The sequence below is a fragment of the Pseudonocardia sp. NPDC049154 genome (assembly GCF_040648315.1).
Classification (GTDB): domain Bacteria; phylum Actinomycetota; class Actinomycetes; order Mycobacteriales; family Pseudonocardiaceae; genus Pseudonocardia.
The window spans coordinates 113,070-125,802 of record NZ_JBEZDN010000001.1 but is presented as its reverse complement, the minus strand read 5'-3'; the positions used below and the strand labels follow the sequence as shown (position 1 = coordinate 125,802).

The 12,733-nt window shown below is 70.1% G+C and carries 11 protein-coding genes and 1 pseudogene; 6 read left to right on the top strand and 6 right to left on the bottom strand.

The annotated features are described in order from the left end of the window. Nucleotides 1-8: 8 nt before the first annotated feature. Both AB0B41_RS00595 and AB0B41_RS00590 read left to right on the top strand, forming a co-directional pair. Nucleotides 9-1,037, top strand: a pseudogene (locus AB0B41_RS00595) (aldehyde dehydrogenase family protein). A gap of 6 nt (nt 1,038-1,043) precedes the next feature. Next, a complete protein-coding gene (locus AB0B41_RS00590; protein WP_358197348.1) occupies nt 1,044-1,706 on the top strand; it encodes a hypothetical protein in 663 nt (220 codons plus the stop codon). 929 nt (nt 1,707-2,635) lie between these two features. Here AB0B41_RS00590 and AB0B41_RS00585 read toward each other — a convergent pair. The 4 genes from AB0B41_RS00585 to AB0B41_RS00570 are packed head-to-tail and all read right to left on the bottom strand — an operon-like array spanning nt 2,636 to nt 5,826. Continuing rightward, nucleotides 2,636-2,893, bottom strand: a complete 258-nt coding sequence (locus AB0B41_RS00585; protein WP_358197347.1) for a nuclear transport factor 2 family protein — start codon at nt 2,891-2,893, stop codon at nt 2,636-2,638. Beyond that, entirely contained in the window at nt 2,890-3,726 is an 837-nt protein-coding gene (locus AB0B41_RS00580) for a mycofactocin-coupled SDR family oxidoreductase (RefSeq protein WP_358197346.1), read from the bottom strand. The genes AB0B41_RS00585 and AB0B41_RS00580 overlap by 4 nt, the downstream gene beginning before the upstream one ends. 2 nt (nt 3,727-3,728) lie before the next feature. Beyond that, nucleotides 3,729-4,958 (bottom strand): bifunctional 3,4-dihydroxy-2-butanone-4-phosphate synthase/GTP cyclohydrolase II, encoded by a 1,230-nt coding sequence (locus AB0B41_RS00575; RefSeq protein ID WP_358197778.1) that lies wholly within the window; start codon nt 4,956-4,958, stop codon nt 3,729-3,731. A gap of 43 nt (nt 4,959-5,001) precedes the next feature. Beyond that, on the bottom strand, nt 5,002-5,826 hold the full coding sequence (locus AB0B41_RS00570; RefSeq protein ID WP_358197345.1) for an enoyl-CoA hydratase-related protein: 825 nt from the start codon (nt 5,824-5,826) through the stop codon (nt 5,002-5,004). A gap of 177 nt (nt 5,827-6,003) precedes the next feature. Between AB0B41_RS00570 and AB0B41_RS00565 the strand changes: the two genes are divergently transcribed. From AB0B41_RS00565 to AB0B41_RS00555, 3 genes are all read left to right on the top strand, one after another. Then, complete coding sequence (locus AB0B41_RS00565) at nt 6,004-7,125, top strand: acyl-CoA dehydrogenase family protein (protein WP_358197344.1); 1,122 nt, start codon at nt 6,004-6,006, stop codon at nt 7,123-7,125. Nucleotides 7,126-7,136: 11 nt separating this feature from the next. Continuing rightward, nucleotides 7,137-8,036 carry an acyl-CoA dehydrogenase family protein gene (locus tag AB0B41_RS00560; RefSeq protein ID WP_358197342.1) on the top strand — a complete coding sequence of 300 codons (900 nt, stop codon included), beginning with the start codon at nt 7,137-7,139 and terminating at the stop codon, nt 8,034-8,036. A 235-nt stretch (nt 8,037-8,271) separates the two neighbouring features. After that, nucleotides 8,272-9,342, top strand: coding sequence for an LLM class flavin-dependent oxidoreductase (locus AB0B41_RS00555; protein ID WP_358197341.1), 1,071 nt, complete (start codon nt 8,272-8,274; stop codon nt 9,340-9,342). A gap of 66 nt (nt 9,343-9,408) precedes the next feature. On the opposite strand, the gene AB0B41_RS00550 is transcribed toward AB0B41_RS00555, so the two are convergent. Further along, a complete protein-coding gene (locus AB0B41_RS00550; protein ID WP_358197340.1) occupies nt 9,409-10,923 on the bottom strand; it encodes an AMP-binding protein in 1,515 nt (504 codons plus the stop codon). Continuing rightward, on the bottom strand, nt 10,924-11,586 hold the full coding sequence (locus AB0B41_RS00545; protein ID WP_358197339.1) for a TetR/AcrR family transcriptional regulator: 663 nt from the start codon (nt 11,584-11,586) through the stop codon (nt 10,924-10,926). It abuts the gene before it with no gap. Between the two features lie 301 nt (nt 11,587-11,887). Here AB0B41_RS00545 and AB0B41_RS00540 point away from each other — a divergent pair, with 301 nt between their 5' ends. After that, nucleotides 11,888-12,715: a mycofactocin-coupled SDR family oxidoreductase gene (locus tag AB0B41_RS00540; RefSeq protein ID WP_358197338.1), complete on the top strand. Its 828-nt coding sequence runs from the start codon at nt 11,888-11,890 to the stop codon at nt 12,713-12,715. Nucleotides 12,716-12,733: the final 18 nt, after the last annotated feature.

Below are 12,733 nucleotides of genomic sequence, written 5' to 3'. Positions count from 1 at the left end.
CATCCTCCATCCGTCCGGGTTCGACCCACTGTGCGCATGCGGCGGGGTGCCGGGTTGTCGCAGTTCGCACCACCTCGCCGAGCCAACGGACGAGTGCAGGACACCGCACGAATGGCACAATCCTTCCAGCGGTCGGCCCAACGATCGGGCGGGTCGTTTCTGTCGGCGCGCTCGACAACGCCGACCTCGCGTCGACCATCGAGAGCTTCTTCGCCGCGACGCTGCTCAACAACGAGCAGATCTGCTGGTTGGGCACTCGCGTCCTTGCGCCGCAGAAGCGGTACCGGGAGGTCGTCAACACCATCAGCGACCTGGTCCGCTCGCTCGCCGTCGGCGACCCGCTCAACGAGACCACTCAGGTGCGTCCGCTCGTGTCGTCGTAGCAGCGGGGCAGGGTCGAGGGCTACATCGCCAAGGGCGAGGCCGAGGGCGCACGGCTGACGGTCTGCGGCGGCCGCCCGGACGGCCTGGGCCGGGGCTGGTTCGTGGAGCCCACCGTCTATGCCGACGTGGACAACAAGTACACGATCGCCCAGGAGGAGATCTTCGGCCCGGCGCTCTCGGTTATCCCGTACACCGACGAGGACCAGGCCGTCGCGCTCGCCAACGACAGCGACTGCGGCCTCGGCGGCTCTGTCGGGACCGCCGACGGGGAGCGGGGCGAGGCCGTGGCCCGGCGAGTCGTGTCCGGCACGGTCGGAACCAACGGCTACGTCAACGACCCCACCGCGCCCTTCGGCGGGGTCAAGGCCAGCGGGATCGGCCGCGAGTTGGGGCCGGAGGGCTGCAGGGTTACCAGAACCTCAAGACGAGCTATCTCGACCCCGCGACCTGGCCCGGCATCTCGGGCGGCGACATCGACGCCAGGTAGTCGAAGCATTGCTACTCACTCGAAATGGGTACGACTCTCCTCCCTGAAGGGGGAGTCACCGCCAGGCCCCCTTCCTACTCTGAGTGAATGCAGCCGGGGTGCTCCGAGGAGGAGCGCTCCGGCTCGCCGCTCCGACCCCGATGTACGGGCGGGTCACGAAAGGTGAGGCCGCATGCTGACCGCGACGCCAGAGCGTTATCGGACGCGTGTTCTCCGCGCGCTGTGCGTGGCCGGGTCGTCGACCGTGGAGGGCGTGGCGCGGCGGTCCGGCATCGGGGTCGGCATCGTGCACGGCGAACTGCTCGCAGCGGAGTCGGTAGGCCTCGTTGCACACTGCGCGGCCACCGGCCGATGGTCCTCCACCGCGATCGGCAGGATCCTCCTGAGGCGGTTGACGTCGGCCGAAACCGTCGAGGGGCGCCGGACGCGACTGGCCGGCTTGAGGCCGCGACTGGCGGAATTGGACGTCGAAGTCGCGAACCTGACGTCTCGCTGGTTCTTGCGCGAGGGCGAGGCGGGCGACCGAGGAGCTGCCACGGTGATCAACGATCACCACGACCCGATCTATGATGCCGCCGTGCTGGAGGACGTCGCGCGGACACATCCCGACCGCATCACGGCGATCTACGCCGCGGTGGTCGTCGTTCCGAGGATGGAGCGCTACGCGGGTCGGCTGGCCGACGCGTGGCGCCGGGCGAGGCTCGGCGAGAACGCTGCGCTCGGCGATCCCGAACACGATGCGTACTTCGACGTCTGGGCCGAGTTTCTGCGCGACTTCGACGCTCTCGCCGGCTGGTCCGGCTCTCTACCTCACAAAGTGCGTCGTGCTGGATGAAGGCGATCGTGCAGTCGGCGGCGACAGCCCGCGCCCTTCCCTCGAGCTGACTGGACGTCCATGCTGCAGGAGTGTGAGCCGACCACAATGGGCCAAAGGCGCCGAGGAGCGACCTGGGCGGTGCTCCCACGCGCTGATGATCGTCGCTGAGTGCAGGATCGGCCGGGCGAACCGGTGGGGCTGACGGGTCCTCGGGGCCGCACAGCGCCCGCTCAGCACGGCGGCGATCGAACCACGACAAGGTTGGCGTGGTCGCCGGCAGGAACCGTTTCGTGCCTGCGGAGGAATCGGCGCCGAGGCCGAGCCGATACCACCCATGCGTATGGCGCTGTAGCGAGCCGTGGCCTCCGGGCGCCCGGTCGACCCGGATCGGCTTCTTGCCGCCTACGGGATGAGCAGCGCGGACTCGCAGGAGCGGGACCCGCTAATTCGCAGCAATCCACATGCGCTAGATCTACAGACAGGCCGAATCCGTGGCCGGTATTCTCGGCGGCGCACCGTGGGAGGCCAACGACCGCGCGACCATTGGTCGCTCGTTCCTCGGAGTCGGCAGCGTCTGCGTGGTGCGTGACGACGGCTCCGATGGTGCGGACGGCGAGCCGGGAGAGCTGTGGGTTTGCGGAACCCCCCCGCAACACGCTAATGCTCGGCTGTCGCGACGTTCCAACGTCCCGACGTGACGGCCGAGACGCTCGTCGATGGCAAGTGGCAGCGGGGGCGACATCATGGTGCGGCATCCGGGCGGTCGGTTCGAGTTCCGCGGCCCCTCACCCCGAGCAAGTTCTGGCTATCCCGAGTAGAGCGCTAACGAGAGCACGGCCGGTGAAGGGCTCGTAGCGGTGCTCGGCGATCCGCCAGCCCCCGTTCTCGCGGACGAAGCGGTCGGTGTAGCGGCCCAGCGTCACCAGGGTGATCGCGGAGTCGCTGATCTACACGGCCTGGACGTACGCGGTGCCGGCGGCGGTGTCGCCGTCCACTACGACGGCGACGCTGGAGACGAGGTGGCGCACACCGGGCAGCGACGCGCGGCCGGTGCGCGCCATCTCCTCGATGGCGGCACGTCCGCGCGCGCGCTCGACCCCGTTGGTCACGAAAGGGGCGTCGTCGGTGAACAGTTGCGCGAACTCTGCTGCGCGACCCTCGTCATAGTGGTGCGCGTACAGGCCGTACAGATCGGCAGGGGTCACTTCAGCAGGGCGCCTGCGTCGACGGGGAGGGCCACGCCGGTGATGAATCGGGCGTCGTCCGACACCAGGAACAGCAGGGCGTTGGAGATGTCCTCGGGCTGGACCCACGGCGTGGGCAGCACCTGCAGAGTGCGCGAGGCCTCGAGGAAGTCCTCGTGGGTCGGGTTCTCCAGATCCGGGCGGAACATCTTCCACGTCGCCAGGTTGTCCGCCATGGGTGTGGCGACCTGGGTGGGGTGGATCGTGTTGACCCGGATGGAGTCCGGGCCCAGCTCCAGTGCCAGCGACTTGGCCAGCCCGACGGTGCCGTGCTTGGCCGTGACGTAGTGCGGGATGTTCGCGAAGGGGTGCAGGCCGGCGACCGAGCTGGTGATCACGATCGAGCCTCCGCACCCACCCGCCTTGATGTGCGGGATACCGGCCCGCGCGGCGTGGTAGGCGCCGTTGAGGTTGATGTCGATCATGTCCTGCCAGATGTGGTAGTCCATGCCCGCGGCCTCGGTGGGCGCCGCTGCGATCCCGGCGTTGGCCGCGACGATGTCCAGCCTGCCCAGCTCGGCGACCCCGGCGTCGACCGCGGCCGTGATCGCGGAGAGGTCGCGCACGTCGGCGACGGTGGCCAGGATCCGCCGGTCCAGGGCTTCGACGGCCTTGACGGTCTCGTCGAGCTCGGCGCGGGTGGCGCCGGGGTAGGGGACGCCGGGGATGTCCTCGCAGATGTCGACGCCGATGATGTCGCAGCCCTCAAGGGCCAGTGTGAGCGCGTGACTGCGGCCCTGGCCCCGGGCCACACCGGTGATGAAGGCGACCTTGCCCTCGAGACGTCCGGCCATGATCAGGAACTCCTTTCGATGGGGAGCACGTGCCCCATGCGGTCGCGCTTGGTGCGCAGGTAGCGCAGGTTCTCGGGGGTCTCGACGGTCGGCAGTGCCACCCGGCCGACGATCTGCAACGCGTAGCCGTCGAGCCCGCCGTACTTCGCGGGGTTGTTCGTGATCAGCCGCAGCCGCCGGACACCGAGGTGCCCGAGGATCTGCGCCCCGACGCCGTAGCTGCGCGAGTCCACCGGCAGGCCCTGCGCGGTGTTCGCGTCCACGGTGTCCAGGCCCTGTTCCTGCAGGGCGTAGGCGCGGATCTTGTGGCCGAGGCCGATCCCTCGTCCTTCGTGTCCGCGCAGGTAGACCACGGCGCCGCAGCCTTCCTCGGCGATCGCGCGCATGGCCTGCTCGAGCTGGGTGCCGCAGTCGCAGCGCAGCGATCCGACGATGTCGCCGGTGAGGCACTCGCTGTGCACCCGGACGAGAACACCGCGCTCGGAGCGGCCCGCCGCGGCGATGTCGCCCATGACCAGGGCGAGGTGCTCGGTGCCGTCCAGGTGGGAGCGGTAGGCGACGGCGCGGAAGTCGCCGAAGAGTGTGGGCATGGCCGACTCGGCGACGTGCTCGACGAACTCCTCGGTCGCCCGCCGGTAGCGGACGAGGTCGGCGATCGCCAGCACCGGCAGCCCGTGCTCGGCCGCGAAGGCGGTGAGCCGCGCGCCGCGGAGCATGTCGCCGTCGGTGTCGACCAGCTCGCTGATCACTCCTACCGTCTCGCGGCCTGCGAGCCGGAGCAGGTCGACGGCGGCTTCCGTGTGGCCGGCCCGCACGAGGACGCCACCGTCGCGGGCGCGCAGCGGGAAGACGTGTCCCGGCCTGCGCAGCTCGCGCGAGGTGGTCGCCGGATCGGCGAGGGCGCGGCAGGTCGTGGCGCGGGCCGCGGCCGACACCCCGGTGCCGGTGTCGACGTGGTCGACGGTCACCGTGAACGCCGTGCCGTGCGCGTCCTGGTTGTCCGTGACCATCACGGGCAGGCCGAGGGCGTCGGCCCGCTCGTGCGACATCGGGGTGCACACGATCCCGGTGGTGTGGGCCACCAGGAACGCCATCTGCTCCGACGTCACGGAGTCCGCGGCGACGATCAGGTCGCCCTCGTCCTCGCGGTCGTGGTCGTCGACCACCACGATCATGCGCCCCTCGGCGAGGGCGCCGACGGCGGCACGCACGCTGTCGGCGGGTGTAGGGATGGGCACGGGAACCTCCTCGTTCAAGGTGCTCGGCTGCCGGAACTCAGTCGCGGAAGTGGGCGATGGCCTTCTTGAGGCCGATCTCCTTGACCAGCTCCTGCATCTCGGCCACGTCCGGGGTTGTGTGGATGAGGGCGTCGGTGTCCGCGCCCATCCCCGCGACGGTGAGAAAGCCGTTCATCTCCTGGACTCGGTTGATCGCCAGCTTCTTCATCCGCAGGATGGACGCCGGCGTCTTCGCGATGGACAGCGCGAGCTCGCGGACGTGCTGCTCGAGATCGGCGGCCGGGACCGCGGCGTTGGCGAAGCCCCACTCGTAGGCGGTCCGGCCGTCGAGGCGGCGCCCGGCCACGAACGACAGCTCCTTGGCGCGCTGCGGACCGACCTGGAAGGACCACAGGGGTGAGATGAATCCTCCGCCGAGCGGGATGGCGGGGGAGGCGGCGATCTGGGTGTCCTCGGCGACGATCGTGATGTCGCAGAACAGCGCGAGCTGCGTGGCGCCCGCCATGCAGTAGCCGTGGACCTGCGCGATCACCGGCTTGGTACAGCGCCAGATCCGGGTGAAGCGGTCGATGTAGGCGGCCTGGCGGTCGCGGTCGGCCACGGAGCTGCGCGTGTGCGCGTCGCCGACCTCCTCCGAGTCGCTCGACACGTCGTAGCCGGCGGAGAACGCCTTCCCGGCGCCCCGGATCACGACGACCCGCGCGTCGGAGTCCTCCAGCGCCGCGAGGTGCTCGGCCAGCTCGTCCAGCATCCGCATCGACAGGGCGTTGAGCCGCTCGGGCCGGTCGAATGTGAGCCACGCGATCGGGCCCTCGCGCTTGAGGGTCACCTCCGGACGGTCCTCCGGGGTCGTCTCCGGCACTGTTCCTCCTCGTCGTCGAGCTGTGCAGACGAGAGCAACCTACCGTCTGGTTGGACTCACTTCAATCCCGAAGACGGCTAGGATAACCAGCACATGTGTGCTTGATCGTTGACTGATTCGTCGGTTGGTTCGTACGCTCCCTACCAGTTGGTCGAGACGTGGGAAGTCGAGGTGGCGATGACGCTGTCCAGACGGACGGACCTGGCCCTGTTCCGGCAGGACGCCGAGCAGTGGCTCCGTGAGTCGGTCCCGGAACGGTGGCGGACCGAGCGGGGGGCGCTGTCCGAGGAGGAGACGACCCAGGTCAAGCGGGACTGGGACCGGCAGCTGTTCGAGGGCGGCTTCGCGGGGCTCTCGCTGCCCGCGGAGCACGGCGGGCAGGGCCTGGGACTGGCCGAGGAAGTGGCGTTCCACGAGCTCGCGGCGCGGGCGCACGCCCCGGAGGGCTTCGGGCGGATCGGCAAGATCCTCACCGCGCCGACGCTGATCGCGCACGGCACCGAGGACCAGCGGGCGCGTTTCCTGCCCGGGATCCTCTCGGGTGAGCAGATCTGGTGCCAGGGCTTCTCCGAGCCGGGTGCGGGATCCGACCTGGCGAGCGTGTCGACCACGGCGCGACGGGACGGCAACGGGTACCGGGTCACCGGACAGAAGGTGTGGACGAGTTTCGCGAACGTGGCGGACCGCAGCCTGCTGATCGCGCGGACGAACCCGGACGCGCCGCGGTACCGGAATCTGTCGATGCTGCTGCTGGACATGCGCCAGCCCGGCGTCGTGGTTCGTCCGATCAAGCAGATCTCGGGGACCTCGCACTTCGCGGAGGTCTTCTTCGAGGACGTGTGGGTGGGTGACGAGGACCGGCTCGGAGCCGACGGCGAGGGCTGGAAGGTTGCGATGACCGTCCTGCAGAACGAACGGGGCGCGGTCGAGGGCATCACCCGGTACGTGGAGATGCGCGGCGACATGGACCTGCTGCTACGGCACTGCGCGGATACCGCCTATGAGCGCGAGGCCGCGGACCTCGACGTGCGCCTGGAGTTGGTGCGCTGGCAGGTGGCCAAGGCCGTGGAGCTGGAGCCGGACCCGGTGGCGTTCGCCCGGGCGTCGTCGGTGCTCAAGGTGACCTGGAGCGAGCTCTGGCAGGAGATGACGCAGCTGGGGCTGCGGGTCGCGCCACCGGAGCACCGCGCCCACTGGCGTCACCAGTACCTGGAGACGCGGGCCTCGTCGATCTACTCCGGCTCGTCGGAGATCCAGCGCAACATCATCGCCGAGCGCGTGCTCGGTCTTCCGAAGTGAGGCGGTCGGACGTGGCGACACAGATGCGTGCGGGCGAGATCGGCGCCCTCGCCGCGGAGGGCGTGCGGGACCTGCTGGGCGGTGTCCTCGGCGGTACGCCCATCGCGGACTACGCCGAGGCGGACCCGGTGGGGTGGTCGGTGCTGAGCGAGGGTGGCTGGGACGAGCTCGGCGTGCCCGAGGAGGCGGGTGGTGCGGGGGCGACCCTGCGCGACCTGACCGAGGTGGCGATCGCCTGGGGCGGGTTCTGTGCGCCCGCACCGCTGATCGAGACCATCGTGGCGAAGCGCTGGTCCGCCGCTGCGCGGGACCAGGCCGGTCCGGTGACCGTCGCCGTCCGGACGGCCGCCGGCGCAGTGGCGCCGTTCGGGGCCTCCTGCCGGGTGCTGTCCGGTCTCGGCGCGGGCCCGGACGGGTTCCTGGCCGACGCCGAGGGCCCGACCGATCCGTTCGCCCTCACCCTGCGCCCGGTGACGGTCGGGGAGGCCACGACCTTCTCCGCCGAGGCCGCACGCGAGCTCGCGGTGCTCTGGGCGGCCGAGGGAGTCGGCGCGGCGCGCCGTTGCCTGGCCGACGCCGTGGAGTACGCGAAGGGGCGCAGGCAGTTCGGGGTCCCGATCGGCAGCTTCCAGGCGATCAAGCACCGGGCGGCGCATACGCTCGAGCTGGTCGAGCGCGCAGAGACCGCTGTGTTGTGGGCGGCGGCGGACGGGTTCGCCGAGGGCGCGGAGTCGATCGACACCCGGCGCCTGCTGCTGCACTCGCTGGCGACCGCCCAGGAGATCGTGGAGAGCTGCATCCAGATCCACGGCGGCATGGGTTTCACCTGGGAGCTGGGCGTGCACGTGTACCTGCGCCACGTCGTGACGCTGCGCGAGCTCGTCGAGGGCCTGCTGCCGGTCCCGCACTGACCAATCGGGTGTTCGGCGCGAGCTAACCATCCGATCGGTTGCTTGCTCGTGAAACACGGTATCCGCAGGCCAGAGCGCATTGACGTCGCTGCGAGATTGTCGATACGCTGACCCTGCCAGTCGGTTGGTAGGGTTGCCTGCCACGGCCGACATCAACATCGAAACCGGGGCCACCGGGCAGCACCGGCCTCGGCTGCAGAGAGACCCGTCACGAAGTCCGGCAAAGGAGCTGCTAGTGCACGCTGCTGTGTTCCACACCCCGTTCATGCCGCCGACCCGTTCGGCCAAGGAGATCTTCAAGTGGGCGGTGGACCGCGCCGTCGCCTCCGACCAGGCCGGCTGCTCCGAGTACTGGATCGGTGAGCACGCCACCCAGTCCTGGGAGTCCATCCCGAACCCCGAGCTGGTCATCGCCGCCGCGGCGCTGAACACCGAGCAGATCACCCTTGCCCCCGGCGCCCACCTGCTGCCGTACCACAACCCGGGTTCACTGGCGATGCAGGTCGCGTGGCTCAGTCAGATCCTCGAGGGTCGCTACATCCTCGGCATCGGGGCCGGCGCGTACCCGGCCGACGGCGCGATCCGCGGGTTCACCGACCTCTCCAAGAACCACGAGATGGTCGTCGAGTCCATCGAGATCCTGGAGAAGATCTGGAAGGGCGAGCCCTTCCACCACGAGGGCACCTACTTCAAGGCCGGCTTCCCCGAGGAGGACCCGCACCACCCGTTCCGGGCCATGGCGCCGCACGGTGGGAAGGTCCGAATGGGCCTGACCGGCCTATCGCCGAGCTCCCCGTCGATCAAGTTCGCGGGTGCGCACGGTTACCTGCCGCTGTCGGTCTACGCGGGCAACACCTTCCTCAAGTCCCACTGGAAGGTCTTCGAGGAGGCCGCCACCGCCAACGGGCACAAGGCGGACCGCGAGGACCACCACGTGGTGCGTGACGTCTGCGTCGCGGACACCGACGCCGAGGCCAAGAAGCTGGCGATCGAGGGCGGCATGGGCGAGGCGTGGAGCAGGTACCTGCTCCCCGTCTACAAGCAGTTCGGCATCCTCGACGGACTGGCCGAGGGCACCGGGGTCGACTCGGCGGACATCGACCTCGACTTCCTGGCCGAGCACGTGTGGATCTGCGGCAGCCCGGACACCGTGGCCGCGAAGCTGGAGGAGTTCCAGGAGCAGACCGGCGGCTTCGGCACGATCATGCCCTACGACTACGACTACATCGACAACGCCGAGGCGTGGAACGAGTCCACCCGTCTGCTGGCACAGGAGGTCGCGCCGCGGGTGAAGCTGCCCGCCTGATCTCGACGGACGCCGGAGCGGGGCGCTCCCACCACGGTGGGGCGCCCCGCTCTCGTGTGCGGAGGCTCAACCGAGGGGGAGGGAGCCGCGCACGATCTTGCCGGAGGCGTTGCGCGGCAGGGCGTGACAGAGCACCAGGCGGCTGGGCAGCTTGTAGCTCGCGAGGCTGCGGCGGCACCGCTCCAACAGCTCCTCGGCGGTGCGACCGGGGGCGACCACGAACGCGACCGGTGTCTGGCCCCAGCGTTCGTGCGGCGCGCCGACGACCACGCACTCGACCACGCCGTCGACGCCGGCGAGGACCCGCTCGATCTCGCTGGGGTACACGTTCATGCCGCCGCTGACGATCAGGTCGGACCGGCGGTCCATGATCGACACGTACCCCCGCTCGTCGACGGTCCCGAGATCACCGGTGCGGTACACGCCGCCACCGAAGGTCGCCTCGCTCGCCTCCGGCCGTTTCCAGTAGCCCCGGGCCATGGATCCGGTGGTGGCGACGAGCTGACCGACAGTCGTGCCGTCGTGGGGGAGCGGCTCACCCGCCTCGTCGACGACCGAGACGCAGGTGCCCGGCACCGCCCGGCCGACGCTCGCGAAGATGCCGGGGACGCCGCCGACGTAGTCCCGCTCCGTCGTCGCGGTGAGCAGGCCTCCGGAGTTCTCGGTCATGCCCCAGCCCTCCACCAGGCGGGGCCCGATCGCGCCGACGAGCCGTTCGAGCTGCTCGGGCGGGGCCTTCGACGCGGAGTGCAGGACGGAGCGCAGGGAGCCCAACGGGGTCGGGTCCTTCTCGGCCAGCGAGGCGAACTCGACGATCGCGGGGCCAGGGAGGATCACGAAGTCCGCGCGGTGCGCGGCGATCTCGGCGATCGCCTGCTCGGTGTCCCACCCTGGCAACAGGATCGAGGTCCCACCGACGGCGAGGTGGGGGAGGACGTGCGCCGGGACGGTCGCGGTGAACGACAGCGACAGCCCGAAGACCTGGACGCTGCCCAGGCCGTACCGGCAGGCGAGCGCGTTGGTGAGGCCGAGGTGGGTGACCGAGCGGTGGGTGAGCTCGGCGCCCTTCGGGAAGCCCGTGGTGCCGCTGGTGTAGCCGATGACCAGCAGCTCGTCCGGGTCCGGCTCGGGCGGCGCGGTGTCCGCACCCGCGCTCACGAAGGCGTCGAACCCGGGCCCGTCGATGTCCAGCACGGGCGCGAGCCCGGTGACATCCAGGTCGGCGACGCGCGCGGCGACGGACTGCTCGTGCACCAGCGCGCGAGTGCCGGAGTCGTCGAGGACGAACCAGGCCTCCCCCGCGGTGAAGCGGATGTTGAGCGGCACCACGACCAGTCCCGCTCTGGCGCACGCCAGGTAGGTCTCGACGTACTCGATCCGGTTGCCCAGCCAGACGGCGACCCGGTCACCGGGGGCGAGGCCGTGCGCCAGCAGTCCCTGGGCCAGGCGGTTCGCGCGCGTGTCCAGTTCGGCGTAGGTGCGGGCCCGACCACTCGCCTCGGACAGGGCGACCCGCCCCGGCGTGGCGCGCGCCCAGTCCGCCACCGCGTGGCCGACGAGGGATCCCCGGGGTGCCGCCATCTACTCCTCCTGCTCCGCGAGCTGCTCGGGGGACGCGGGCCGCGGCAGCACCGCGGGCACGTCCCCGCTGATCGAGGCGAGCGACATGTCGGTGAAAGCGGTGGCGATCTCCTCCGGCGAGTACAGCCCATCGGGCCGGTACCAGGTGGAGACGCTGTTCAGCGAGCCGAGGATCAGCTGGGTCGCGACGCGCGGATCGACGTCCTGGCGGACGCGATCACCGCTGCGCGCCTTGTCGATGAGGGTCCGGATGAACGCGTGGAACTCGCGCCCCTGGGCGCGCACCTCGTTCAGCCGCTCGCCGGTGAGCCACTTGCCCTCGTTGAAGTAGATGCTGACCCGCTCGATGTTCGTCAGGTACCAGAGCGCGATCCGCCCCAGGTAGGCGCGCAGCTGGTCGAGCGGGTCGTCGGCGCTCGCCAGGGCCTCCGCCATGATCTCCGAGGCCTGGGAGTGGGACTCCACGCAGATGCGGGCGAGCAGCTCCTCCTTCGAGGAGATGTAGTGGTAGAGGCTGCCCTTGAGCACGCCGACGATGTCGGCTACGTCCTGCAGCGACGCCGCCGCGTAGCCCTTCTCGTAGAACACGGTGATCGCCGCGGCGATGAGCTCGGGTTCGCGGTTGCGGCGGTCACTGACCGCGCTCTTGCGCTTCGTCGCCATCGCTGTCCCCTCGTCGGTCGCCGGCGCGGGTGCTCCCGCCGTTCCCGGAAGTCTCCCAGGTGGTCCGCCCGCACTCGCTCCGCTGTGCGCCGACGGACTGGACCAGCATACAACCAACCGTCTGGTTCCCCTATCGGCTCGCGTGCCGTATTCTCCTTGCCGGGCTGCTCAACAGCACGTATTGACGCCCTTTCTCGGCTGGAGACGGCGGTCGCCCCGGGAAGGCGTTGTGGTCGAACCAGATGGTCGGTAGGTTCGGCGCGAGACGCACCACAGGAGACTCGACGAGGAGGTCTGTCAGATGGGACGTGTCGACGGGAAGGTCGCCTTCGTGACCGGTGCGGCCCGCGGTCAGGGCCGGGCGCATGCGCTCCGGCTGGCCGAGGAGGGCGCGGACATCATCGCGATCGACCTCTGCGACCAGATCTCGAGCGTGCCCTACGCGATGGCGAACCCGGGGGACCTCGAGGAGACGGCCAAGGAGGTCGAGGCGCTCGACCGCCGGATCGTCACCCGCCAGGCGGACGTGCGCGACGCGGCGGCCGTGCAGGCCGCGCTCGCCGCGGGCGAGGCGGAGGTCGGTCCGGTCGACATCCTGGTGGCCAACGCCGGCATCTTCAGCACCGAGCCGAGCGACACGATGGCGCACCAGACCTGGCAGGACATGATCGACACGAACCTGACCGGCGTCTGGAACGCCTGCCAGGCCGTGTTGCCCGGGATGAAGGAGCGCCGTAGCGGGTCGATGATCCTGACGAGCTCCACCGCGGGCATCAAGGGCTTCCCCACGTTGGCGCACTACACGGCGGCCAAGCACGGCGTGGTCGGGCTGATGAAGGCGCTCGCGGGCGAGTTCGGCCAGTTCAACATCCGGGTCAACACGGTGCACCCCACGTCGGTGGACACCAACATGATCCACAACGACGCCATGTACCACTTGTTCCGCCCCGACCTGGAGAACCCGGGCCGGGACGACTTCGGGCAGGTCTTCGAGTCGCTGCACCTGCTGCCGCACAAGTGGGTCGAGCCGCGGGACATCTCGAACATGGTGCTGTTCCTCGCCTCGGAGGAGGCTCGCTACGTGACCGGCATGCAGATGCGGGTCGACCTCGGCTACTGCGAGAAGTAGACACACGACACGCCCTCA

Bases quoted from the DNA above. Each gene is read 5' to 3' on its own strand.
- AB0B41_RS00540 (WP_358197338.1), top strand. From the start codon at position 11,888: ATGGGACGTGTCGACGGGAAGGTCGCCTTCGTGACCGGTGCGGCCCGC.
- AB0B41_RS00580 (WP_358197346.1), bottom strand. From the start codon at position 3,726: ATGGCCGGACGTCTCGAGGGCAAGGTCGCCTTCATCACCGGTGTGGCC.
- AB0B41_RS00565 (WP_358197344.1), top strand. From the start codon at position 6,004: ATGACGCTGTCCAGACGGACGGACCTGGCCCTGTTCCGGCAGGACGCC.
- AB0B41_RS00545 (WP_358197339.1), bottom strand. From the start codon at position 11,586: ATGGCGACGAAGCGCAAGAGCGCGGTCAGTGACCGCCGCAACCGCGAA.
- AB0B41_RS00590 (WP_358197348.1), top strand. From the start codon at position 1,044: ATGCTGACCGCGACGCCAGAGCGTTATCGGACGCGTGTTCTCCGCGCG.
- AB0B41_RS00550 (WP_358197340.1), bottom strand. From the start codon at position 10,923: ATGGCGGCACCCCGGGGATCCCTCGTCGGCCACGCGGTGGCGGACTGG.